Genomic DNA, 23,667 nt, shown 5'->3' with positions numbered 1-23,667 from the left:
CACCGTCCGCCGGTCGAGTTGGAGCTGAACCATGGTGCCCTCCCAGTGACCCCACCGGCGGTCCGGCTCCTGAGCCGGATGCCCGGGTGCCGAGGGTGTCTGCCGTGGGCCTGCGTTCTGTGCTCGCGGCGCACGCGAGACCCCGTCACGGTCGTCTCGGCGCGACTCCGTCCGCCACCTCCAGTGTCCATCGAGCGCGCCGCCCGTGGGGAAGGCCATACAGCCCACCCATCGGTTCCGCCTGGCCCCGGCCTGCGGGACCTTCGGCGCGCACGAGGCCCGTGCGGAAACGGGTCCGGCTGCACACCGTGCGGTGGGCTCCACCGCAATTCACTGCGCTGGCGGACGGACGGTGCTTCTGTTCCTCTTGAAGGAAGGCGGAAGGAATGGAGCGGACAGTCGTGCACGCCGATCCAGAACGGTCAGGTGACAGGGCTCAGCCCTCCTCCGAACACGGCCGCATGGCCGACCGGATGGCGGTGAGACGCCAGCAGCTGGGCATCTCTCGCGACGAGCTGGCCAGGCGAGCGGGCATGTCCACGACGTACTTGCGGGAAGTCGAGAGTCGGGCCGGCGACTTCGACCCCGGGGCGCTCGCCCGGCTCGCGGTCGTCTTGGAGGTGTCCTACGAAGAGCTGACGACCGGCCGGACCGACGCACCGCCGGGTCGGGGAGGGCGGGCCGCGCATCCGGTGCTGGTGCGGCTGTCCGAGCAGGAGTGCTGGCAGCGGCTGGGAACGCACGGCATCGGACGCATCTCCTACGTCGTCGGCCCGGGCAAGGAGGCCCCGGTGGTGGTGCCGGTCAACTTCCTCGTGGACGGGCGAAGCGTCGTCTACCGCACGGATCCGGTCGGCGTGGCGGGCATCCGCGCCGGAGAGCCAGTCGCCTTCGAGGCCGACCACGTCGACGAGCAGACCGGCTTGGGCTGGAGCGTCTTGCTGTCGGGCACGGCCGAGCACCCGACTGAACACGAGTCGCTGGAGGCCCTGGCCCGAAGGCGCGGGGCCGGCCCCTGGGCGGGGGGAAAGCGCGACTTGTGGGTCCGTGTCCTGCCGCACCAGGTCAGTGGCCGCGTCATCCAGTCCTTACGGGAAGCGTAGGCGTCGCCCGTGGCTTCGGCTTCCCCACCGTCCTCACTCCGACCGACACAGAGCCAGAAGCCGCAGCCGACTCCACCGCGGCGGCCCTCCGCGTGACCTGCTGTGTCGTGATCACCCGCGCCTGTGGGTGGGCCGCCCGGGTCTCCAGGGCAGCCGATTGCCGCGCCACCCGGGGGCCTGCGCGGTGAGGCGATGATGCGCTGAGCGCGCCCCGGTCGAGATGGCCGAGGGAAGGGCGGGCGCCGCTGGTCCTCACCGGCGGATACGCCGTGCAGGCCCACGGCCTGCTCGAACGCTTCAGTCATGACCTCGACGTCGCCACCGAGAACCCCGCTCCGACGCAGGAGGTCGTCGCCATCACTCACAGCAGGGCTCAGGACGGGCGGCGCACACAAGTGCGCAGGGGCGCGTGACTTCGACTTCGGCTTGGGCGGGCCGAGGCCGGCGCCTTGGCCCCCGCCGCCTCGCTCGCGAGTCCCGCGCTGCCGAGGGGCCCTTTGGCAGGCGGCAGGCAGCGAGCCGGCCTGCGGGACGGCCGAGCGTCGACCGGGCCATGGCCGAACGGACTGTGTTCCCGGAACCTGGGCGACGTCGGTGCCTGACGGGTCGGTGACGCCTGGACGCACGTCGTAGGCGTGTGCGGAGGGCTCCCGCCTGCCTGATGGCCCATCAGGCAAGTCAGTGTTCGGTCAGCATGAGCCGCCGGGCATGCCGGGAGGATTCCTGAGCAGGCATCGGTGACGGCACGAAAGCCCACGTGAGGGCCCGGATCGCCCGACCGGAGCGATGTTCCTCACAAACATCGTTCGGCGCGTGCCGGTGTACAGTCGAGAACGCCCTTGACCTGCAGGAAGCAGGCAGGGAGCCGTCTCGGAGGAGTCCAAAGTGCTGCGTACTCCGTTCAAGTCCAAGATCTAGCACCTGGGTGTTTGCGCAGCTCAGCGGCATATTCGGGCCGCTCGGGTCAGCCAGTGGTCAGCATCGGGCGCGTCTGTGTCCTTGCGTTGCCGGCCCTCTGGGCCGAGGGCGGTGACCCGGCAGGCGCTGCCAGGGGCTCTCGTCAGGACGCGGCTACCCCTCCAGTGACCAAGCGCCGACGCAAGGTGCGGTCCCCGGGAGGACCACGTGACGGCCGGGAACGGGACCCGTCGGCCCGGGGCCGGCAGCGAGACGGTGACGGCTCTGCCCGGCGTCGGGTCTCCGTGTCCGGGCGTTGGCCAAACCGCGCATCGCTCCACTCCGAGGCCCTCTGATGGCCTAGCCGCGGTGGTGGCCCGAGGCAGGTGAGGGACATGGTCGACGGGGCGGCACCTTTCCGAGAACGGAGCGATCCCTTGCAGCGCAGCGCACAGATCTCACCCCGGGCCATGGAGGCGATCTCGACGCCCGAGCGGGTCGAGACGCACCTGGGCACCCTGGAGTTCCCGCTGGGCGTGCCCACCGAGGAAACCGCGAACCGCGTCTACGACCACCTGGACCGTCTGCACGCCGTGCGGAGCTTCCTCGACGCCTACTCCGGGGTCAGCATGTGGGCGGCGCGCAAAGGCTTCCTCGATGCGGGGATCAAGGACCACGACGTCCTGCTCTTCTCGGAGTTCATGGATCCCGAGACGCTCGTGCTGACGGGGAACGCGGACACCGTCTACTTCGTGACGTTCCTGGACCTGACCGAGGGCCCGCTGATGGTGGACGTCCCGCCGGTTTCGCTCTGTTTCCTCAACGACCTGTGGTACCGCTGGGTCGCGGACCCCGGCATGGCCGGGCCGGACCGCGGGGCCGGCGGCAAGTACCTCTTCGTGCCGCCCGGCTACGAGGGCCCGCTTCCGGAAGGCGGCTACTTCACCCAGCGGACCCGCACCACGCGGCTCCTCCTCGGCGGGCGGGCGTTCCTGGAGAACGACGACCCGAAGCCGGCGGTCGAGCGCATCAAGGAGGGTCTGCGCATCCAGCGCTACGTACCCGGCTACTACGGGACGAGCATCGGGGAGATCGTCACGGGCGGCACGGCCCCGCCGCTGCCCTGGACCGCGCAGACGTGGACCGCCGCGCTCCACCGGCCCGAACCGCCCCGCTTCGTCGAGGGCAGCGGGCTGGCCGTGAACACGGTTCCCCCCGCGGACGCGACCTACTTCGACCTCGCGAGCGAGCTGGTGCACGACCAGCCGGCCGAGGCGCTCGACCCCGAGATCGCCGGTGCCCTGGCCGCGATCGGGATCGCCAAGGGCCGGCCCTTCGAGCCGGACGCGCGGATGCGGAAGATCCTCGCCGACGCGGCCGCGCTGGGCAACGCGACGGCCCGTACTCTGGCCTGCCGCCCGCACCCGGAGGAGGGGGCGCACTACTACGGCGCTTCCTCCCGGTGGGTCAACGGCCTGCTCGCGTCCGGCTACGACTTCATGACCCCGCCCCCGGACATCACCGACCGGGGTGTCGAGCCCCGTCCGAGCGACGGCGCCCGCATGCTCAACCTGCGGAACTGGTGGTGGTACCTGGGGGTGGGCATCAGCCCGGCGTTCACGGCACCGCTGCCCGGCATCGGCTCGCAGTACCTGTTCGCGTTCGTGGACCGGCAGGACCAGACCCTGGACGGGGGTCGGCACTACCGTCTGGTTCTTCCGCCGGACATCCCCGCTGCCCGTTTCTGGTCGGTGACCGTCTACGACAACCAGACCCGCTCCATGCTCTCCACGCCACAGCGCTTCCCCCGGGCCGGCAGCCAGGACTACCCGACTCCGGCGGCGGTCGCCGACGCGGACGGCACGACCGCGGTGCACTTCGGGCCCGACCGGCCCGAGGGCGTCCCCGAGGGCAACTGGATCCGGACCACGCCGGGTCGCGGATGGTTCGTGGTCCTGCGGCTCTACAGCCCTCTGCCGCCGTTCTTCGACAAGTCCTGGCGGCCCGGCGAGATCGAGGCCGAGGACTGACCCGCGCGGGAGATCGGACGGTGTGACGGTCCGGACGCCGAGGTGACCATGAGTACGAGCCACCTGGAGAGTTGGAACGACGGCGCTGCCAAGCGGGCGATCGTCGACTTCGTGACGTCGGCTGCGGCGGAAGGGACGCCGGGCTTCGTGCCGCCGGCGGACCGGGTCGCCGTGTTCGACAACGACGGAACCCTGTGGGTCGAGAAGCCCGCCCCGGTGCAGACGGCTTTCATCCTCGGCAAACTCGCCGCACGAGTGAAGGCGGACCCTTCACTGGCCGACGAGTGGCCCTACCGGGCCGTCGCCACCCGGGACGAGTCGTTCCTCCACGCGTTGGAGGTCCAGGACGCCGACGCCGTGACGTCGATGGTGGAGGCCATTGGCGCGGCCTGGGAAGGCACGTCCCTCGGCGCCTACGAGGCCGAAGCCGCCCGGTACCTGGCCTCGTGGCGCCACGAGCGCTTCGGCCTCCCCGCGACCGGCCTGGTCTACCAGCCGATGCTTGAACTCTTCGACTACCTCCGGGCCGACGGCTGGCGGGTGTTCGTCTGCTCGGGCGGCGGGCGTGACTTCATGCGGGTGATCTGCGAGGAGACCTGGGGCCTGTCCCGGGAGAACGTGATCGGCTCGGCACCGGAGTTCGCCTGGCGGGACGGCGTGCCGGTCCGCCGGGCGGTACTGCACGGCCCCGTCGCGATCGGCCCGGGGAAACCGGAGTACGTCCTCGCCCGCACCGGCCGCCTGCCGCGCTTCGCGGCAGGCAACGACGACGTGGACGTCGAGTTGCTGGCGTCCGCGCAGTTCGCTCTCCTTGTCGTGCACGACGACGACGTGCGGGAGTACGCCTACACCGACGGGGCGGAGCGAGCACGTGCGATCGCGCGGCGGGAGGGCTGGACGACGGTCAGCGTGAGGGACGACTGGAACGTGGTCCTCACGGAACGACACACTCAGGAGGAACGCAGTGCCCCACGTCAGTGACGCCCCCAGTCCGGGCACATCACCGGAGACCCTCGCGTCGATAGTCTGCCCGGATCGGCTGGAGACGGTCTTCGGAGCGTTGGACTTCTTCGACGGCATGCCCATGCCCGACACGGTCAGCCGCAGCTACGACACGCTGGATCTGCTGCGCGGGATCGAGGCGTTTCTCAACTGCGTGCCCGGCGCCTCCATGGTGGCGATGCGGCGCGGACTGCGGAGCATCGGCGTCGACTCCCGCACCATCGGCTACACGGCCCCGCGCTGCACCTCGGCACCGGTGCTGCTCACGGGCAACACGGAGACCACCTACGGGATGACCTTCCTGGCGCTCGACGAGGACGGTCCCACCGTGATCGAGGCGCCGGGGAACTCGCTGTGCATCGTCGACGACATGTGGCAGCGCTACGTCACCGACATGGGCATCGCCGGGCCTGACAGGGGAGAAGGGGGCAAGTACCTCTTCCTGCCTCCGGGGCACGAGGGCGACGTTCCCGACGGCTACTTCGTCGTCCGACCGGCGACGTTCGGCTCCTGGGTGCTCCTGCGTGCCCTGGAAGGCACCGAAAGCCTGCTCACCACGCGGATCTATCCGCTCTCGGCCGCGGCGGACCGGCCCGAGCCGCGCTTCGTCAACTGGGCGGAATCGGACTTCAACACGGTCCACGCGAACGACTTCTCCTTCTTCGAGGAGATCGACACCATCGTCCAGGCGGAGCCGGCCGAGTCGCTCGACCCCGAGCGCGCCGGTCAGCTCGCCGCGCTCGGCATCGTGCGCGGCAAGCCCTTCCAGCCGGACGACCGTATGCGCTCGATCCTTGACACCGCCGCCAGGATCGCCTCGGGCATCGTGCGGACACTGGCACTCAAGCCACGTGACCCCGGCTTCTACTACTACCCGGACAAGTCGTGGAAGACCCCGTTCCCCACGCGCAGCTACGAGTTCCTGTCGGCAAAGGGCGCCCGCCTGCTCGACTCCCGGGCGGTGTTCTACTACTTTGCGACCGCCTCCTCGCCGGCGATGGTGACGGCGCCGGTCGGCACCGGATCGCAGTACGCCTACACGGCGGAGGACTCCACAGGCGAGTGGCTCGACGGCGGACGGCACTACGCACTCACGCTGCCGAGCGGCATCCCGGTGAAGAACTTCTGGGCCGTCACCGCCTACGACCCCCAGACCCGCTCGCTGCTGCGCACCGACCACCCCTACCCCAGCGTCAACAGCCAGTCGGAAGGCGTCCGGCCCGAGAGCAACGGCGACACGGTCATCCACTTCGGCCCGACCGCGCCGGAGGGCAAGGAGGCGAACTGGGTCCAGACCGTGCCCGGCAAGGGATTCTTCGTGATGCTGCGGCTCTACGGCCCGCTCGAAAGCTGGTTCGACAAGAGCTGGCGGCCGGGCGAGATCGAACCGGCGTGAGGTAGGCGGCCATGGGTGAGGCGATCGGTCAGATTCTGTCCTATGGCGTCGCCGTGGCGCTGAGCGCGTTCCCGATCATCGGTGTGGTGCTGATGCTCGCCACCCCCAGGGCGCGCTCCAACGGACCGGCGCTCCTTCTGGGCTGGGCCCTGGGCCTGGCCCTGGTCGGCACGATCGTGCTGCTGGTCTCCGGCGGCGCCGGCCCGAGCGAGCAGGGGGAGCCGGCCGGCTGGGTCAGCGCGCTCGACCTGGCGCTCGGCGTGCTGCTGCTGTGGGTGGCGGTGAGGGAGTGGCGCGGCCGGCCGCGCGGCGACCAGGACGTGACGTTGCCGAAGTGGATGAAGACGGTCGACTCGTTCACCCCTGTCAAGGCGCTGGCAGTCGGGACGGCGCTGTCGGCCGTCAACCCGAAGAACCTGCTGCTCTCGATCGCCGCGGCGTCGGCGATCGCGCGCACGGACGCCTCCGCCGGCGCCCAGACCGTGGCACTGGCGGTCTACGTGGTGCTCGGGTCGCTCGGGCCCGGAACGCCGCTCGTGCTCTACTTCGCCCTCAAGGAGCGCTCGCAGCACATCCTCGACGGTCTCAAGGTCTGGATGGAGCGCAACAACACGGTGATCATGGCGGTGATCTGCCTGCTCTTCGCCGCGAAGCTGATGGGCGACGCCATCAGTGATCTCTCCTCCTGATGAAGGCGAGCATGCCCCGGCTGTTCCCCTCCCTGCGGGGATACCAGTGGCAGTGGCTGGGCCGGGACGCCCTGGCCGGGATGACGGTGTGGGCGATTCTCGTGCCCGAGGCGCTCGCCTACGCGACGATCGCCGGCGTCTCGCCCGTGGTCGGCCTCTACGCGGCACCCGCCGCCCTCATCCTCTACGCCGTCCTCGGAAGCTCCCGGCATCTGGTGGTCGGGCCCATGGCGGCCACGGCGGCGCTCTCGGCGGCGGTCGTCGGTGACGTCACGGGAGGCTCCGGCGCGCACTTCGCCGCACTGACGGCGGCCCTGGCCGTCACGGTGGGCATCGCGGCGCTCCTCGCCGGACTGCTGCGCCTCGGCTTCCTCGCGAGTTTCATCTCCGAGCCGGTGCTGAAGGGCTTCATCGTGGGCCTGGCACTGACGATCATCGCGGGGCAGTTGCCGAAACTCTTCGGTGTCGAGGGCGGATCGGGGGACTTCTTCGAGAAGATCTGGGCTCTGATCGGCGACCTCGGCGCAACCAGCGGCCTCACGGTCCTGGTCGGTGCCGGCAGCCTCCTGCTGATCCTCGCCCTCAAGCGGATCGCCCCGGTCGTGCCGGGCTCGCTGATCGCGGTGGCGCTGGGCATCGCGGTGGCAGCGGCCTTCGATCTCGAGGACCACGGTGTCGCCGTCGTCGGAGAGATCGACACCGGGCTGCCCTCGTTCGGCTTCCCCGACGTCTCGCTCGCGGACCTCGGCGCTCTCGCCGCCGGAAGCATCGGCGTGCTGCTCGTCGCCTTCGCCGAGGGACTCGGGGCCGCGAAGGACTACGCCGTCCGCGGCCACTACGAGGTCGACGCCAACCGGGAGCTGATCGGGCTCGGCGCCGCGGGCCTGGGCGCCGGCCTGTCCAGCGGCATGGTCGTCAACGGCAGCCTCTCGAAGACCGCCGTCAACTGGTCGGCGGGCGCACGGACCCAGCTGTCCGGCGTGTTCGTCGCCCCCCTGACCGTGATCACGCTCCTCTTCCTCACCGGCCTCTTCGAGAAGCTTCCCGAAGCGGTGCTCGCGGGAGTGGTGATCGCGGCGGTGGTCGAACTGGTCGACCTCGCCTCGCTGGCTGCCCTCCACCGCGTCTTCTCGCGCAGGCTCGGCCAGGACTACGGCGTCGCCGCGCGGCCCGACTTCCTCGCCGCGGTCGCCGCGATGCTCGGAGTGACGGTCTTCGACACACTGCCCGGCCTGTTCATCGGGATCGGAGCCTCGCTGGTGCTCCTCCTCTACCGCTCCTCGCGCCCGGTTGTCAGCGAACTGGGACAGCTGCCGGGGAACGGGCACTTCACCGCGCTCGACCGGCACCGGGACAGCCGCAGGATCCCGGGAGTGGTCGTGCTGCGTGTCGAGGGGGGCATCTACTTCGCCAACGCCGAGCGGATCCGGTCCGCGGTGGTGAGGGCTGCCGGCAGGCGCGGAGTCACGGCGGTCGTGATCGACGCGGAGACCGTCCCCTTCATCGACGTCAGCGCCGTACGCATGCTCGACCAGCTGGCCGGAGAGCTGAAGGCCCGCAGAGTCCGGCTGCTGCTGGCCCGCGACGTGGGTCAGGTGAGGGACGTGCTGGGCACCGCGGACGCCGGGGCGGAGCTGAGACACATCCATCCCACCGTGCGGGAGGCTGTCGAGGCCGTCAGGACCGACACGTGACCCGACGGAACACCGTGCCCGTCGCCCCGTGGTCAGCCCTTGACGGCGGAACGGAACTGGCGACTGCTCCGACGACAGCGCGCCCGCCCTCCGGCACACACGGCGATCCCGTCGGGCCGATCGCCCTTCCCCACCAGGCGTGGGTCAACCGGCCGAACGGTGCGCTGCGCGTTCGGCTCCCCAGGCGTTGACCGCCGCCCCCGGGGTGTGGGGGAAGCCCGTCAGGCGGTGCGGCGTCGGGGCAGGCGCCGAGGCCGGGCGCATGGGGAACGTGGCGAGAGTGGCCCCGGTCGCCCCGTGATGGTCAGACCGTCCCGGGTCAGCGTCAGTTCCCGCAAATCCTGAGAGTTCCAACGAGCGTCCGGTCGGCGCCGCAACGGCCGCGTGGCGCCGGACCTCATGCCGGAGGCCTGTACCAATGAGAGGCGATGCTCCTCAAGATCATCGACTCCGACGCGTGCCCGTGTAGACTAGCGAACGCCCTTGACCTGCACAAAGCAGGCAGGGAGCCGTCTTCGGGAGTCCGACATGCTGCGCACCATGTTCAAGTCCAAGATCTAGCGGTTGGGTGTTTTTGCAGCTCAGGGCCCTGATTGCCGCCTCCAGGTCAGCAAAAGGTCAGCATCAGGCCGGACGGTTTCCGGCTTGCTGACCTGCACCGCGGCAGGGGGCCTGCTGCCCTGCCCTGCAACTATTCCCGGAACGAGGACGGATCCGGCGGGAAGGCCAGGCCGGTGACGTTGCCGGCCTGGACGATCGGGCCATGGTGGGTGCCGCCGGAGACGGTGTTGTGCACCGTTGCCGGGCGGCCCGCTGCGGCATCCGCCAGTCGGCGCAGCGACGCTCCTAGAGCACTCAGGTCCTCGCCGGTGAGCACCCCGGTTTCCACCAGCCCGCAGAGACGGGTCTGCCACTCGGCCGCGATGCCGGACGTGGCGCGCTCGTCCGCCGCGGTGCCGGTGAGGAGCAGCCGCGCACGCGCGTCGTCCAGGCCGGTGATCGTGGTGGTGTCCGTGCCCGCACGTGCCAGGAACCGGCCCATCAGTGCGCGGGCGTGAGTCCAGGAATCAGTGACCATGAGGGAGACCAGGGTGGTGGCTCCCGATGCCGCCATCGCGGCCAGTTCGGCGTCCATCGCGTCCTCCTGGATGCGCAGGGATGAAACTTTCTGGTCGACGGTCAGACCGTGTCGGTCGGCGGCCCGGGGTCGGACGCCGGTTCCGCTCCGGTCTCGGGAGCGGGAGGTCTCGGCGGATCGAATCGGCGTAGGAGGTCCTCCGCTGTCTCGTGGCGGTTGTGCTGCTCGACGAGCTGCGAGAACTGTCGGGCCAGCATCGCCCGCCCGTCGTCGTCCTCCGCGAAGCCCATGGTCTCGAAGAACCCCGACAGGTGGTCCGCAGCCGAGGGCTCACGGGCCGGGAAATCGGCAGACCCCGTGTCGATGTCCGGCATCCCGGGTCCTCCCGGCCGGTTCGGCAGCATCTCGAGCAGGCGCTCGGGGATGTCGGTGTCGTTGGCAGCGGAGGTCAGCTGTGCCAGCAAGGGGAGGTCGGCCACGGTCTTCGCCACGTGCTCGTCGTTCCTGGTGAGCCACCACACGACGGCGCTGCCGGTGTCCTTGAGGACGTCCTCGCCCAGATACCGGCGCTTGCTCTGCTCGTACTTGCGCTGGTGCTCCCAGACCGCCTCATCCTTACGCACGTCGGCGAGCCGGTCGAGACGTTTCTGGTCCTCGTCGGGCAACCTGAGGCTGATGTCCTCCGCCATCGCCCGGAGGTGGCCCGTGGAATCCGGGCACATGCGGCTGAGGGCGCCGCCGAGTTCGTGCTGAAGGAGCGAGGCATGGCCGGGCTCCCGCTTCTCGGCGATCGCGCGGGCCCGGCTGAGGACCGCGTCGACGGCGAGGCCGGCCGGGTTGACGGCCGTCCCACGTCCCGGGCCCTCGGCGGAGCACCACCGCACGGTCGCCGAGAAGACGAAATGGTAGTCGTCCCAGAGGCTCGGGAGCGCGACTCGGTTGACGCGGTACTCGGTCCGCTCCACCGGGGCGGCCGTGAGCTGCTCCTCGAAGCTGACCGGCACCGGACCGCGGCGCTGCGAGGCCACCCGGAAGGTCACCGCGGGCAGCACGAGAAGAAGCGCGGCCAGCACCGGCCAGGTCCAGCCGGGCCATCGCTGCACCAGGCCGGCGATGGTCAGCAGCAGGCCGCACAGAACAGTGAGGAACACGGTCGTCGTCTTGCGTGTGGTCGTCATGATCGACTCCCTCTGGCCGATGCCGACGGGGCGGCAGGACCGAGGTTCTGTGCCACGCCGATTTTGTGGAGCAACAGGTCGGTCGTCTCGGCGGAGTGGGCGCCGGCGCCCGGAGAAGCGCACTCCGCCTGGCGCGCGGACGCGTACAACGCGGCGAACGCCGCGCCCTGGTGCTCCCCACATCGGTCGGCGGCAGCGACCAGCAGGTCGAGGAGGATCTCCCCCCGGTCACCCGCGCCCTCGGCCGCCCAGTGCAGCCAGCTCTGTATCTCTGTCCGTGGTGCCACGCGTCGGCCTTCCGGCCGCGACACCGCGTGGGTCAGCACGGCACGCCAGCACGTGATCAGCGAGCGTCGTACCCCGTCCTCGTCGACCAGGGCGCGAGTGGTGACGGAGCGGTCCGTGAGCGGCTCCGGATTGCTGACGCGCAGAAAGATGGCCAGGTCGGTCGGTGCGAGGTCGCCGCGTGCCAGCCGGTCGAGCAGCCTTCGGCGCAGTCGTCGGCTCCCGGCCACCAGATCGCACAGGGCCTGCAGCGCATGGGCCGTGCCGCGCTCACGCCGGGCGAGATGGTGCAGCCGGATCAGGGCGTGGTCCGGATGGTCCAGCGCGAGGACGTCGGCGCAGACCTGGACCAGCACCTGGGCGAACTCACCGGTCAGCTGGCGGTACGCGCACCACTGGTAGATCCGCTCGCGGAAGTCCCTGCCATGGGCGGGGTCCGCGAGACCGCAGGCGAGGGCCTGGACCGCGGCCTCCGACCGGGCTCTGCCCGCTCCCTGTGCGCTCCACCGATCGGCGAGCGCGGCGAGCGCGTCGGGCCGCCCGGTTCGCAGATACTCACCGGCCAGCCGGGCCACCAGGCCGTCGCGGACGTCCGGCACGAGATGCGGGTCGCTCGACTCGACGACCCGCGCGGCCCACGCGCCGAGGTGCGGCCGCAGGTCGGGCATGTGGTCCCAGAAGTGGGCGCGGACGGCGGAGTCGTAGTCCAGCTCGGTGAACCGCACGCGACCGTCCGGCCCGGGGCGGGCCGAGATCTCCGACAGCCGCTGGGCGAGGTCCTTGCGCTGGAGGAGCGGAGTCTCCTCCTCGGGGGCCCCGACCGTGCTCAGCAGAAGTGCGGCCGCCCGGTGGACGACGTCGGCGTGCGCGCCGTGGAGCATGGACACGGCGACCATGAGGGCGCGTTGGGAGGCATCGGGCAAACCGGCGACGCGGTCGGCGACTTCGGCGCGGCGCCCGGCGCGCGCACGTTTCGCGGCCGCGCACCACTCGGTGAATCCCTCGCCGGGCCCGGCCGATTCGCGGGCCCGGCGTATGCGGTCGGCGAAGTCGGCGATCTCCCGCATGTGTCTGCGTTCGCTCAGGAACTCGTCGACGGTGACGTCGTTTCGGAGGAACTGCTCGTATGGCACGCCGTGGGCGCGCAGGTGGCGTCTGAGAACCTCCATGGGGAAGGCTGGCGGTCTGATCTCGACACGGTAGTGCTGGAGGTCGGGATCGAGGGCGCCGCCGTGCGGCATGATGACGACGAGATGGGCCTGCCGCTCGTGCACCGTCTGGCGCAGGGCGGGCAGATCGCCCCGCGCCGCATCCCACAGACCGGCCTCCGTTGTGGAGAGATCGAGCAGTAGCCGGTCGCCCGGGTCGACGACAGCCGGGTTGCGCAGCGACAACTCTTCTCGCTCGTCGCGCAGGAGTTCGCGGAAGGCCCCGCCGGGACGGTGGTGTTCGCGCAACAGCACGCGGGCCGTGGCCGTGCGTCCGCTGCCGGGAGCACCGTCGAGGATGACGGTGCCTGTCTCCTCGAGCGTAATGCGAGCTTCGCCCATGTTGGCCGGAGTGACCAACACTCTCCGCGTCCAGCGCAATTGGTCATCCGGAAGCTGTCGGAAGACTGGCTTTCGGGGCTCGTGCGCAGTGACGCCGAGGTTGACGTAGATATGGCCGTCGCCCGTGTGCGTGACACCCTGCGTGCTATCGACCCGGGTGGTGTGCTCCGTGCTCACCGGCGGTCGTCCTGGGGCCGCTCCGGCTTCCCGAACCGCTGGTGGACGTCCCCGTGGTGGTCGCCCTCGGTGTACGTCGTCCCGGTGCCCGAGATGTAGCGGTCGCCCGACACATGGCGCGAGTTGTTGTAGATGCTGCCGCTGCCTGTGTGGACCGTGCCGTGGGAGTTCTTCACGATCGTGCCGCCGACGTCACCGCTGAAGTCGCCCGCCTGGACGGACGTTCCGCTCACGTCTCCGATCGAGTTGTGCACGGTGGTCGACGCCGGGGACGGCTCGCCGGGCTCGCTCAGGTCCCCCAGCTCGGGAACCAGCTCGGCGACCAGATCACCGATACGCCGGACGCCGCCCTCGGTGTCGTGGGTGCTGTCGAACGGTACGGACTGCAGATCGGCGAGCCGCGCCAGCTCCGGGGGCAGGGCCGCTTTGCTCAGCCGGTCGGTCTTGCGGCCGTCCAGCACGGGAACGACGATGAGTCCGCACTCGAACGCGGCCTCGATCTCCTTGCGCACCCAGTCGTCGGGATCCTGCAGCCGACTGCGGAAGTTCGTCCAGTCCGGTCCTACGACGGCCAGCAGCACGGAGCTGTGGCGTAACGCGGTCAGGAGAACCTCGGGGTAGGCGTCCCCTGGGGTGATGGACCTGGACGCGCGGAAGACGCGGTCCTGGCCGAAGCGACGTGACAGCTCCTGGTCGAGGAGGGCCGCGGTCCGCTCGCCGTCGCCGGTGCGGTAGTTGATGAACACGTGGGGCATGCCAGTGACTCCTTCAGGTGGTGGACGGGCGCGACAACGTGCCGAGACGCGGTCCCAGCTGGCGTACGGAGGAATGGTTCGCGTGGCGCGCCAGGGCGCGGGCGAGCCGTCTCAAATCGGTCGTGACCGTGGCGGAACCCACGGCCTCCAACCCGTCGAGCAGGGGCGCCGTCAGGTCGCAGGCGTGGTCGATCTCGCCGGCCGACGCGTAGGCGAGTGCACGGCGGACGCCGTACCTGACCTGGGTGCGGACTGCGTCCCCGCCGACCAGGGCGAGTTGTCGGTCCAGTTCCTCGCTCGCCTCGCGCGGCTGTCCGAGATCGACCAGGCACCAGCCGGTGACCATGCCGACCGGATCGGGAAGGTGCATGGTGCCGATCACCGGCTCGTCGGTCCCGTCGTCCTGGAGGGCAAGGAGCGCACGCGCGCGGTCCAGCGCGTGCAGACAAGCCAGGTGGTCACCCGCCAGGGCATGGCCCTGGGCTTCGCGCTGTGCGGCGAGTCCGCGGATCCGCGGTGGCAGGGCGCTGCTCTGTGCGCGACGGGCCAGAGCGACCGTCTGCTCGGCGTCGTCCCGGTACAGAGTGATCAGCGCCCGGCGGACCAGCGCGTAACCCGCCAGTGCCCGGTCGCCACCGGCGGCCGCCAGATCGACCGCGCGCTGCGTCCACCACAGGGCCGCCCGCTCGTCCCCGGTCTCCTGCACCAGCCAGCCGACGTATTCGGCGTACCGGGAGCCGAGGGCCAGCAGGTGGCGACGGGTGCCGCTGTCACAGTGGGCGGACAGTTCCCGCAGGGTGTGCGTCTGTGCGATCAGAACAGGCAGGAGCAGACCGGGCGCCACCGTCTGGCCGAGTCTGCGGTAGTGGGTGAACAGCGAGCGGGAGGCTTCCAGCATTCCCGCGCCCGCGGCCGGCGAGGCCGGGCCCGCGCGGTCGGGCCGCCACGCCATCAGCGAAGCGGCACCGGCGCCTATGGCATCCCGTCGACTTAAGGGCTGGAAGGTGTTCGGGCCGTCCGGCGACAACTGCATGATCCAGTCCTCCTCGTGGACATGGCCCGGCGCCGGATCGACGGGCGGGTCGGTGGTCTCCGGTGCGAGCAGGGCCAGCAGGGCCCCGCCGGCCCCGAGGGCGGCGTCGCACAGGCGGGCGAGGTCACGGCTGGGGACCTTCAGGTCCCGCTCCACCTTGCTCAACTGCGCCTTGCTGTAATGCACGGAGCCGGACAGGGCGGTCAGGCTGAGCCCTGCCTCCAGACGCCGCCTCCTCAACTCCTCGCCGAACCCGGTGGACGGCAGTGGCACGGAAACCTCCAACCCCTCCCGCCATCAGCCGAGTCGGCGCTGCACGTAGCGTGCGGCAGTCTGGCCGGGGCGGACAAGACGATCGATGCTGTTTCCCGTTTCCTTCTCCGACATGGGAACGCGACATGCGCGGCAGGGAAGACCGGAGAAACGGACTATCTGGAAGTCGTGCCGAAAAGGGAGGCGATCGTGCGCTTGACCACCCACCGGATGACGTCCAGGCCACTGCCGTGGTCCTCGCCACGCTCGGCGATCACCGGTGTGATGCCGGGAGCCCGCACAAGACGGCGGTACTTGTCATGGCCGCAGCCGCGGCCCGCGAGCAGGGCATCAGGCCGTCGGCGCGGGCGGCCGACCGGTCCCGCTACCCGCGGGATGCCCTGACCGTCGCCCGCCGGGTGCCCTCTCGTCCACTGCGCCGGCGCCATGGGCCTCCTCGGGACCGTCGTCATTCCCGACACCGAGACGGAAGCCGCAGCCGACTCCATCGCGGCGGTCCTCCGCGTGACCTGCTGTGCCACGATCACCCGCGCCCGCGAGCGGGGCTGGTCCTAGGTCGGCAGGGCAGCTGGTTGCTACGTCACCTGGGGTTGTACGGGTAGGCCATGATGAGCGTCCGAGAAAGGGGCGGGCGGCGCCCGACCCGTACATACGGCAGGGGAGCTCCGTTTCCGCCATGCCGCCGCCTCCCAGCAGCGATACTGGATGCATGGACTCGACGATCACCGCCCGCCGCGCCGAGGTACTGCGGGACCGCTACCGCAGCCGACTGCCCGAGCGCTTGCAGGAGCTGGCCGGCCCCGTCGAGGGCAACGTGGACCTGCCGCTCCACATCGTCTGGTCCGGGCGGACCAGCTACAGCCTGGACCGTCCGAAGTCCCGCATGACGCTCTACCGGACCGTCCTCGCCGAAGGACTCCGTGAGGACCTGGTGGCACTCCTGCACCACCGGCTGCTCACCGAGCAGTGGCCCGTGCTGCGGCGCTTGATCAGCCCTTACATCCGCGAGGTCTGGGAGGACGCCTTCCCCGAGCTGCTCCGCACCGCTCCGGCCGACACGACCGCCGCGTGAAGCTCACTCCGCTCCACGAGCGTCTCCTCGCCGACATCCTCGACCTCGGCTCCCCCTACCCTCTGGTCCTCACCGGCGGATACGCCGTGCAGGCCCACGGCCTGGTCGAACGCTTCAGCCGCGTCCTCGACGTCGCCACCGAGAACCCCGCTCCGATGCAGGAGCTCGTCGTCTCACTCACAGCGGGTCTCAGCGAGCGCGGATGGCGGACCACGCACGTCCAGACCGATCCGCTCAGCGGCCGTTTCCTCGTCACCGATCCGGACACCGGCGAGGAGTGCGAGGTCGACGTCCTCAAGGAGGCGTTCTGGGCTCAGCCTGCCCAGACTCCCTACGGCCCGGTTCTTTCCCTCGACGACGTGATCGGCACCAAGGTTCGTGCCCTCGCCGACCGCGGTACCGTCCGCGACCTCATCGACGTCCAGGCTGCCTCCCGCCACCGCTCCACCGCCGACCTCGAATCCCTGGGCCGCCGTCGCGCCCACGACGAGTTCAGCCTCGAAGACCTCCGGGACCGGCTTATCGGCGCGGACTGGTACGAGGACGAGGACTACACCGCGTACGGGCTCACCTCCCGGCAGATCGAAGAACTCAAGGCGTGGGCGCTGGAGTGGGCGGAGGATCTGGGTGCGCGGATCCATGACGAGAACGCCTGAGAAGGGGGCATCGCGAGGGGCAGCTGAGCGATGCCCCGCAGCGGACTCACGGCGAAGCTGGGCTGCGGCAACGGTCAAACACTGCATCCGCTCCCACTCCCAAAGACTGTCCGTGAAGCCGGATCCGCGGGCCGATGGGCTGGTCGCAGATCTCGGACCCGGTCCTTGAGCACGGTCAGGCTGCGGTCCCAGCCGATCCGCTCAACGATCGCCGTCGCCGGCATATCGGGCCACTGCTCGAGCGGTTCACGGATCTGCGGCTCGACCGCGTCCACGACCGAGCCCTTCGGCGCCCGCTGGTACGTCGGCGGCGCGTCGTCCGCGATCGCCCTGCAGACGGTGGTCCTCGAGATCCCCGGCTTCCTCGCGGTCGCCCGCACCGGCATCCGCTCGGCCCGGTGAAGCCGACGGAGCTCCGCCCAGTCCTCCACGCTGATCACCACTCCTCCCGGCCTGACTCAACGAGTTTCGGCAATCTGCGCAGTGCCCGGCCCATCGCCCTGCCGCTCGATCCGGTCGGGCACGAAGAGGTCAGGCTGCTCGTACAGGTTCGTGCGCGAGAACCGCAGCCGCCGTACCCGTGCCTCGTCTGCCTGCTCCTGAGCAAGGTCTTCCCGTGTGCTCTCCGAGAGCGCCAGTTCTACACGGGCAGTCAGACACCGGTACCTGGTGGCGCCAGGCGGCGGGGTGGTTTGAACATTTTCGGGGCCCGGTGCCGAGGACGGCCCAGTGCTCGAGGCAGCGCCTTCTACCTGAAGTGTCGTCAGACAAGTCAGCATCCGGTCAGCATGAGCCGCCGGCCTTTCCTGGAGGATTGCTTGAACAGACGCCGACGCGGCGCGAAAGCCCAGGCGTGAAGCCGTCTCGCCCGAGCGGAGCGATGTTCCTCACAATTCTCGACCGGCGTGTTCCGGTGTACAGTCGACACCGCCCTTGACCTGCACAAAGCAGGCAGGGAGCCGTCTTCGGGAGTCCGACATGCTGCGCACCATGTTCAAGTCCAAGATCTAGCGGTTGGGTGTTTCCGCAGGTCAGGGCCCTGATCGCCGCCTCCGAGTCAGCGAATGGTCAGCATCAGGACGGATGGTGTCCGGCTTACTGACCCGCACCCGGGCAGGGCTTGCTGCGCTGACCGGCGCGTTAAGCCAGTGGTCGCCAGAAGGTGTCTCCTCGACCTCGATGGCCCGCTGCGCTCATCCGCGATCGATTGCAAGCCTGTAGGCGGCTCGGGCCGCACCAGGGTCCGCCGAGGCTGTCAGGTCCTCGAAGACATGCCGTCCTGCCAGGGCGGACCCTGCTGTTTCCACGCGATCAGTCGAGCAAATTGGGCGCCGAGCCGGGGCAATGCACTGACGTACTCGTCGGATGAAAACCGTCAACCAGCCTTGGAGGCGTCGCTTGTGTCTCGGGGGAGATCTTCTAGCCTGGCAAGAACCCCTTCAGACAGCGCCTTAAATTCCTTGAAGCAGGTTTTCACGTACTGTTGGGTGCTGCCGAGTGCACCATCGGCCGGCCTCAGATCGAACATTGGCTTGCGTGCGTCGTGCGCGAGGGGCATCAAACTGCGATAATTCCTCATGGTGGCAATACGGTGGCTATCGTCCCCTCGCGAGGGCGGTGATTCACCAAGGACTGCAGAGGAATAGACCCAGGGAATTCGCTGGAGCCATCGCTCGTACGCCTTGACTGGTCTGTCAAGTCGCATTTCTGGTTGCATGATGACGTACCCCAGCGGCTGCATGGTCGCGCGAGGGGCGGAGATGCTATCGGGAACCCTTGGCAGGACGAGGGACTGCCAGTCGGTGCGCCATTGGCGCAGGGTCGGACCCAGGTTGCTCAGGCCCTTCAGCGAGAACAGGTCCGCGGCCAACGGCATTAGCACCGTGTCAGCTGAGATTAGGGCGGCCCGGTTGATGGCACCCAGGTTGGGGCCGACGTCGATCAGGACGATGTCGGCGTCCACGGACCGCGCTGCCTGCTCGATGATGCGGTGGAACGACGTGGACGTGCGAATGGCGGCGACGTCGCCCGCATAGGCGCGTGACCATTCATTGGACAATTTGTCCTCGAAGCGGCTCAGGTCGAGACTGCCCGGCAGCAGCCATAGGTCCGGCTGGAGCCGAACCGGCTCGACGACCGCGATGTCACCGGTGCCCTCAAGGATGGGACGGACGGCGTCGGCAATGGTCTGACCGCTACGCACCCGCCCCGTGCCGGGCAGGCCCGCCATGGCAGCGCCTTGGTTGATGAGCTCGGAAGAGTTCTCCCACAGTTCCTCGATCTCTGTTTCCTCTAGGCACATCGACGTAAGGTTGGCCTGAGGATCGAGGTCGACCGCCAGCACACTTAGGCCGAGTCGCCTGATCATGTGGGCGAGATGGTAGGTGAGGGTCGTTTTACCCACCCCACCTTTATTGTTGAACAATGCGATCGAGGTCATGCGGCTCTCCGGATGACGACAGCCCAGGACGCGTCGTCGACCTGGAACTCGGCAGGTGGGTTTCCATTGGCCTCTAGCGCCTTTTTCACCCGGCCAATGCCCCGGCCGAACCGGTTCACGTAGCCGAGACCCTTCATCGCGGCGGCCAGGGAAGGATTGCGGTAATCGGTGACACGGTCGAAGTTGTCGTCCCGGACCTGCCCGAAAGGACCACCGGGGTTGGTGACCTCGATGCGGTCGTCGAACCACACGATGCGGGTCGGCGCGTAAGAGGTCTCGTAATTTCGGTGCATGAGGGCATTCATGCAGAGTTCGCGTAGTGCTTCCAGCGGATAGTCCGGGCGGGGCGTCTCACGGAAGCCGTCCTCCACGAGGCGAGTGCGCAGGTTACTCCGCAGAAGGGGCTCGAGCCGTGCCGACAGCCCCACCAGATTCTGACGCAGTTCCTGCTCGTCCGCGACGGGGGCGTCGAGGTCCATGCCCTGGTAGCGGACGAACTGGAGGTACGCCCCGGGAATGTGACTTCCCGGGTCGAGACCGATGGTGAGTAGGCCGAGCACGGTCGGCGCACCGTCCGGCGTCATGAGGTGGAGCGACGACAACTGGAGATTCACGGGACGGCCGTTCTCCTCGATCACCTCGGGCGCGACCATGGACGGTAGATACGACTGCCGGAACAGATCAAGGTCTAGGTCTTCGGGGCGGGCGAGAGGCAGCGGGCGTGTGTCGAACGGGATGTCCTTGGCGCGACGACGCTCCGCCAGCACACGCTCGTCCTCTCGGCTCGCCCTGCGTGTGGTGGGGCCGGGACGGACCCAGATAACGCCCTCGAACCGGACTGGTGGAGTGGCGCATGCCTCGACATGAAGGCGGATGACCGGTTTGCCTCGAAAGATGGCTCTATCGACGGTGAGAGACGGGCGGTCGAGGATGCGCCCGTCGTCCCGCAGCTCGGTAAGCTGAAGGAGTGCTCGGTCGCTTACGTCGACGTCGTCGACAGGGTGTCCCTTGTCATCGACGCCGATGAGGATGTCGCCACCACCGTGACCCCCCAAATCATTGGCCATGGCGCACACCGCGTTTCCGATGGCGTCTCCGCGCTTCCCCTCGCGTTTAGCGGTGCGTTTGAACTCAAGGGACGCGGTCTCCTGCGTGCCCAGGAGATCGGCAAGGTCCGTTCTGTTGTCGCTCACGGTGTCCATTGTGCCGTGCGGGTGCGCTGCTCAGTCATGATCCATGCCCTGCGGCGGATCATGGCTGGCGCCTGGGCGCCTTCTATTCCGCCCACGGTCTTGCGGGAGGACGGGTGAGGCTCCGCACCCAGTGGTCGGCCAGGCCGTCAGCTAACGAGCTCGTGCACGGTAGGCAGGGAGGCGTCGAGGATGGCGGCGGGGCTCGGTGCTCACCTCTGCCGTGTCGACGTCAGGTCCGCGGTCTGCTGATGGGACAGCAGGCCGGCGACGGCCTGGACGGTGTCGCTCATGTGCTCGCGGCGGCCGAGGTGGCGGGCCAGGGCCCGCCAATTCTTCAGATGGGCGATGCCGTGCTCGACACGTATTCGACGTGAGGAGTGTGCCTTGCGCTGTCGCTCGTGCATCTCCTCGTACCAGTCCGGGGCGTTCTTCTTGAACTTGCGATGCGGTGGTGTCACCACTCGGCCGCCGGTCTGCGCGCCCAGACCCTGGTAGCAGGCATCGGCGAGAATCTCCACCGCGGGCCCGTCGGCCAAGAGCTTGACCAGCCCTAACTGGCGGGCGTGGGTGATGTCCGCGCAGCTTGCGGGCCTGGTCGGGCTGCACCACAGCACGCGGCCTTCGCCGTCCGTGACCACCATGGACTTGACGGCGTTCTGCTTGTTCTTGCCGGAGATGAACTTGTCGCGGTCCTTGCGCCCGGCGGCGGGCCGACGGACCCGGATCTCGGTGCCGTCGACGATGCCGGTCGTCCCGCTCGCGCCGAGGTGGTCGACGATGTCGGCCAAAGATTGCAGCCGCACGCCAGGGCTGACGGTGCAGCCTCGCTCGGCGAGCAGGGGCCGCACCTCACCGACGGCCCGGGTGATGGTGGAGCGGTCCACGCCGAACCAGCAGGCCAGCACGTCGTGGGTGACCCCGTGCCGAAGATGGACGAGCGTGGCCAGCAGCCGGTCGACGAACACCAGCCGGTGCTTTGCGCCGGCGCCCACGGCCCGCTTCCGTGGCCGGGCGGCAAGCCGCGCCTGACGGCGCTCCTGCCACAACGGGCCGATCTCATCGACGAGTTCAGCAATCACTCCCACAGTCAGGCCCGTGATCCGCCGATTACTGATGATCACCGCACGCGTTGAGTTCCCCACCACCTGACCATGATCAACCATCCAGGCTCGACGTCTCGCCGCCTACCGTGCAGGAGCTCGTAAGGGCTGTCCCGTAAATGATCTTCGGGTTGCCTTGAGCAGGGTTGGTCGCTGTGCGGCCCGGTCGCCTATCCGGCGAGGGCGAGGTTGTGCATCCGGGCGATGCCGAGCATGGCGTAGTGGACTCCGTCGCCTTTGAGGCGGCAGTCGCGGAGGATCTTCCAGGTCTTCATGCGGGCGAAGGCGTGCTCGACGCGGGCTCGGACCTGCTTGTGGGACTTGTTGTGTTCCTCTTTCCAATCCGGGAGTTCGGCCTGGCCGCGCTGTCGGCGGTGCGGGATGACGAGTCCGGTGCCTGGGTAGCCGCCGTCGGCGATCGTGAGGGTCTTGCCGACGGCGGCCTTGGCGCCGGATTCCTCCCATGCCCTGCAGTCGTTGCGGTTTCCGGCGAGCGGCTGGCCGACCACGACGACGAGGCGGGTGTCGGCGTCGATGACGACCTGGTGGTTGGTGGAGTACCGGTAGTTCTTTGACCGCTCAGCAATGGTGTGGTCGCGGGTGGGGACCAGGGTGCCGTCCACGATGAGCACGGTGCCCTTGGCGAACCGCTTGTGGGGCTGGAGCGCGAGCATCGGCCCGAGGTGATCGATGATGCGGTCAGCCGCCGACTTCGACACCCCGAACAGCGGCGCGAGCTGCCGCATGGTCAGGTTCGTGCGCCAGTAGGCCGCGACCAGCAGTGCCCGGTCCTCCAGTGGGAGGCTCCACGGTCGGCCCTTGCGGGCGACGTCCGCACCCTGGCGCCTCAGAACGGTCACCAGCTTCCCGAACTCCCTCGGACTCAGCCCGCTGAACGGGGCTATCCAGGACGGCTCCGACGCCGTGATCACACCAGCCACGGCGAGATCGTCTCATCTTGATCATGGTGCGGGGTCGCCAGCCTGTGCCGGGGCACAACTCGGTCGCCCGGACGGATTCGGCATGAGAGCCTCACGCCCGTGGCTACTGAAACCGAGGTGGGACAGCTGTTGCACCGGCGCGGCTGGCGGACGGCATTCACGGTCACAGAAAGGGTGAACGCGTGGGCTTCCCTCGTGAGCGTCATCGAGCGGGGCTACGGCGACGACATCTACGAGTACACCAACGACCTCTACTGCCGAAACTGGCTGCACGAAGCATGGCTTCTACTGGACGAACACATCGTCCAGCTCTGGACGCCGCGGATCAAAGCCCTGGACGCCCAGTACATGGCCGCGACCGTCCACGACGACGGCCAGGCACTCGATCAATTCCACAGGCTGCCCGGCCCCGACCTCTGGTGGTGGCGGCGCCACCCCCGCATCCTCACCGGAGACCTCGGGCGTTCGCTTCGCTCGGCCGGCGCCATCGGCGCCGACCCTGACACGGCATGACCCTCAGCCTCGTGGGATTACGGGACAGCACTCAGGAGAAGGCCGCGGCCGGTCATGGTCATCGCGTCCGGGTCAGCGGTAGCCAGCACAGTCCAGAGGGTGTCCGAGCTTCCTGGCTTGATTCGTCGACCGTTCCCCGGGTAGCTGTAGGCGGCGAAGAGCACGACCGATTTGAGCTGGTCGAGGTGGATCAAGGCGCCGTAACCCAGGAGGCAGGCCGATCACGGCGCACTGACCTGCAGCGGATCCGGTCGAGCGAGACGCCGCCGCTGAGGACGCGTAAGCCGGGAGGGATGCGTCTACTCAGCCGGCCGACATGATGCCTCCATGTCAGGCAGAGTCCGGTCTTTCCGCAATCCCGTAGCCATGGACCCAGTACCTCTGCGGTGGTCCGTGCCCGCGCTGGGGGAGGCTCTTGGTCCGATTGAGAGGGCGTTAAGTCCGTTTCTGGTAGCGGCCGCGTCCCGGTTGCTCGAGGAATCCCTGGCGGACGAGTCGTCCCAGGCGGGAGCGGGTGACGTTGATCGAGGGCTCGTCGGTGGGCAGGCCGAGGTGCTCATGCAGATCACGGACGCGGAACACCTTTCCGGGGTGCTCGTTGAACGTGGTCAC

General features: G+C 69.2%; 21 protein-coding genes. 11 read left to right on the top strand and 10 right to left on the bottom strand.

All coding sequences use genetic code 11. The annotated features are described in order from the left end of the window. Positions 1-461 precede the first annotated feature (461 nt). The 6 genes from AB0P07_RS36040 (at position 462) to AB0P07_RS36015 (ending at position 8,811) form a co-directional block, all read left to right on the top strand. Positions 462-1,103, top strand: a complete 642-nt coding sequence (locus AB0P07_RS36040; RefSeq protein WP_365558490.1) for a pyridoxamine 5'-phosphate oxidase family protein — start codon at positions 462-464, stop codon at positions 1,101-1,103. Between the two features lie 1,334 nt (positions 1,104-2,437). Then, positions 2,438-4,030, top strand: a complete 1,593-nt coding sequence (locus AB0P07_RS36035; RefSeq protein WP_365558489.1) for a DUF1214 domain-containing protein — start codon at positions 2,438-2,440, stop codon at positions 4,028-4,030. 48 nt (positions 4,031-4,078) lie between these two features. After that, complete coding sequence (locus AB0P07_RS36030; RefSeq protein WP_365558486.1) at positions 4,079-5,011, top strand: HAD family hydrolase; 933 nt, start codon at positions 4,079-4,081, stop codon at positions 5,009-5,011. Next, entirely contained in the window at positions 4,995-6,428 is a 1,434-nt protein-coding gene (locus AB0P07_RS36025) for a DUF1254 domain-containing protein (RefSeq protein ID WP_365558483.1), read from the top strand. The genes AB0P07_RS36030 and AB0P07_RS36025 overlap by 17 nt, the downstream gene beginning before the upstream one ends. 11 nt (positions 6,429-6,439) lie before the next feature. Further along, positions 6,440-7,117 carry a GAP family protein gene (locus AB0P07_RS36020; protein WP_365558480.1) on the top strand — a complete coding sequence of 226 codons (678 nt, stop codon included), beginning with the start codon at positions 6,440-6,442 and terminating at the stop codon, positions 7,115-7,117. An 11-nt stretch (positions 7,118-7,128) separates the two neighbouring features. After that, positions 7,129-8,811 carry a SulP family inorganic anion transporter gene (locus tag AB0P07_RS36015; RefSeq protein WP_365558478.1) on the top strand — a complete coding sequence of 561 codons (1,683 nt, stop codon included), beginning with the start codon at positions 7,129-7,131 and terminating at the stop codon, positions 8,809-8,811. A gap of 691 nt (positions 8,812-9,502) precedes the next feature. Here the strand turns inward: AB0P07_RS36015 and AB0P07_RS36010 are convergent. From AB0P07_RS36010 to AB0P07_RS35985, 6 genes are all read right to left on the bottom strand, one after another. Then, positions 9,503-9,946 (bottom strand): hypothetical protein, encoded by a 444-nt coding sequence (locus AB0P07_RS36010; protein ID WP_365558475.1) that lies wholly within the window; start codon positions 9,944-9,946, stop codon positions 9,503-9,505. Between the two features lie 44 nt (positions 9,947-9,990). After that, positions 9,991-11,067: a hypothetical protein gene (locus AB0P07_RS36005; RefSeq protein ID WP_365558472.1), complete on the bottom strand. Its 1,077-nt coding sequence runs from the start codon at positions 11,065-11,067 to the stop codon at positions 9,991-9,993. Beyond that, a complete protein-coding gene (locus AB0P07_RS36000; RefSeq protein WP_365558470.1) occupies positions 11,064-12,902 on the bottom strand; it encodes a hypothetical protein in 1,839 nt (612 codons plus the stop codon). Before AB0P07_RS36000 ends, AB0P07_RS36005 begins: the two co-directional genes overlap by 4 nt. 173 nt (positions 12,903-13,075) lie before the next feature. After that, on the bottom strand, positions 13,076-13,834 hold the full coding sequence (locus AB0P07_RS35995) for a toll/interleukin-1 receptor domain-containing protein (protein WP_365558467.1): 759 nt from the start codon (positions 13,832-13,834) through the stop codon (positions 13,076-13,078). Between the two features lie 13 nt (positions 13,835-13,847). Beyond that, complete coding sequence (locus AB0P07_RS35990) at positions 13,848-15,140, bottom strand: helix-turn-helix transcriptional regulator (RefSeq protein ID WP_365558464.1); 1,293 nt, start codon at positions 15,138-15,140, stop codon at positions 13,848-13,850. A 155-nt stretch (positions 15,141-15,295) separates the two neighbouring features. Continuing rightward, positions 15,296-15,568 (bottom strand): hypothetical protein, encoded by a 273-nt coding sequence (locus AB0P07_RS35985; protein WP_365558462.1) that lies wholly within the window; start codon positions 15,566-15,568, stop codon positions 15,296-15,298. Here AB0P07_RS35985 and AB0P07_RS35980 point away from each other — a divergent pair. From AB0P07_RS35980 to AB0P07_RS35965, 4 genes are all read left to right on the top strand, one after another. Beyond that, positions 15,567-15,695, top strand: a complete 129-nt coding sequence (locus tag AB0P07_RS35980; RefSeq protein ID WP_365558459.1) for a hypothetical protein — start codon at positions 15,567-15,569, stop codon at positions 15,693-15,695. The two genes, AB0P07_RS35985 and AB0P07_RS35980, sit on opposite strands and share 2 nt — an antisense overlap. Before the next feature lie 154 nt (positions 15,696-15,849). After that, complete coding sequence (locus AB0P07_RS35975) at positions 15,850-16,212, top strand: hypothetical protein (protein ID WP_365558456.1); 363 nt, start codon at positions 15,850-15,852, stop codon at positions 16,210-16,212. Further along, positions 16,209-16,868 (top strand): nucleotidyl transferase AbiEii/AbiGii toxin family protein, encoded by a 660-nt coding sequence (locus tag AB0P07_RS35970; RefSeq protein ID WP_365558453.1) that lies wholly within the window; start codon positions 16,209-16,211, stop codon positions 16,866-16,868. The genes AB0P07_RS35975 and AB0P07_RS35970 overlap by 4 nt, the downstream gene beginning before the upstream one ends. Positions 16,869-17,033: 165 nt before the next feature. Then, positions 17,034-17,270: a hypothetical protein gene (locus tag AB0P07_RS35965; RefSeq protein WP_279328424.1), complete on the top strand. Its 237-nt coding sequence runs from the start codon at positions 17,034-17,036 to the stop codon at positions 17,268-17,270. 973 nt (positions 17,271-18,243) lie between these two features. Here the strand turns inward: AB0P07_RS35965 and AB0P07_RS35960 are convergent. The 4 genes from AB0P07_RS35960 to AB0P07_RS35945 all read right to left on the bottom strand — a co-directional run bounded on the left by AB0P07_RS35960 (position 18,244) and on the right by AB0P07_RS35945 (position 22,542). Beyond that, positions 18,244-19,308: an AAA family ATPase gene (locus AB0P07_RS35960; protein ID WP_365558449.1), complete on the bottom strand. Its 1,065-nt coding sequence runs from the start codon at positions 19,306-19,308 to the stop codon at positions 18,244-18,246. Beyond that, positions 19,305-20,510: an ATP-binding protein gene (locus AB0P07_RS35955; RefSeq protein WP_365558447.1), complete on the bottom strand. Its 1,206-nt coding sequence runs from the start codon at positions 20,508-20,510 to the stop codon at positions 19,305-19,307. Before AB0P07_RS35955 ends, AB0P07_RS35960 begins: the two co-directional genes overlap by 4 nt. Before the next feature lie 200 nt (positions 20,511-20,710). Then, positions 20,711-21,493, bottom strand: a complete 783-nt coding sequence (locus AB0P07_RS35950) for a transposase family protein (RefSeq protein WP_365558445.1) — start codon at positions 21,491-21,493, stop codon at positions 20,711-20,713. A 278-nt stretch (positions 21,494-21,771) separates the two neighbouring features. After that, entirely contained in the window at positions 21,772-22,542 is a 771-nt protein-coding gene (locus AB0P07_RS35945; protein WP_365558442.1) for a transposase, read from the bottom strand. Positions 22,543-22,641: 99 nt separating this feature from the next. On the opposite strand from AB0P07_RS35945, the gene AB0P07_RS35940 reads away from it, so the two are divergent. After that, positions 22,642-23,055, top strand: coding sequence for a hypothetical protein (locus AB0P07_RS35940; protein ID WP_365558440.1), 414 nt, complete (start codon positions 22,642-22,644; stop codon positions 23,053-23,055). Positions 23,056-23,667: the final 612 nt, after the last annotated feature.

This window comes from Streptomyces sp. NPDC085944 (assembly GCF_040686295.1).
In the GTDB taxonomy this organism is placed as follows: Bacteria; Actinomycetota; Actinomycetes; order Streptomycetales; family Streptomycetaceae; genus Streptomyces; species Streptomyces salinarius.
This window is presented reverse-complemented; position numbering and strand designations above follow the sequence as displayed.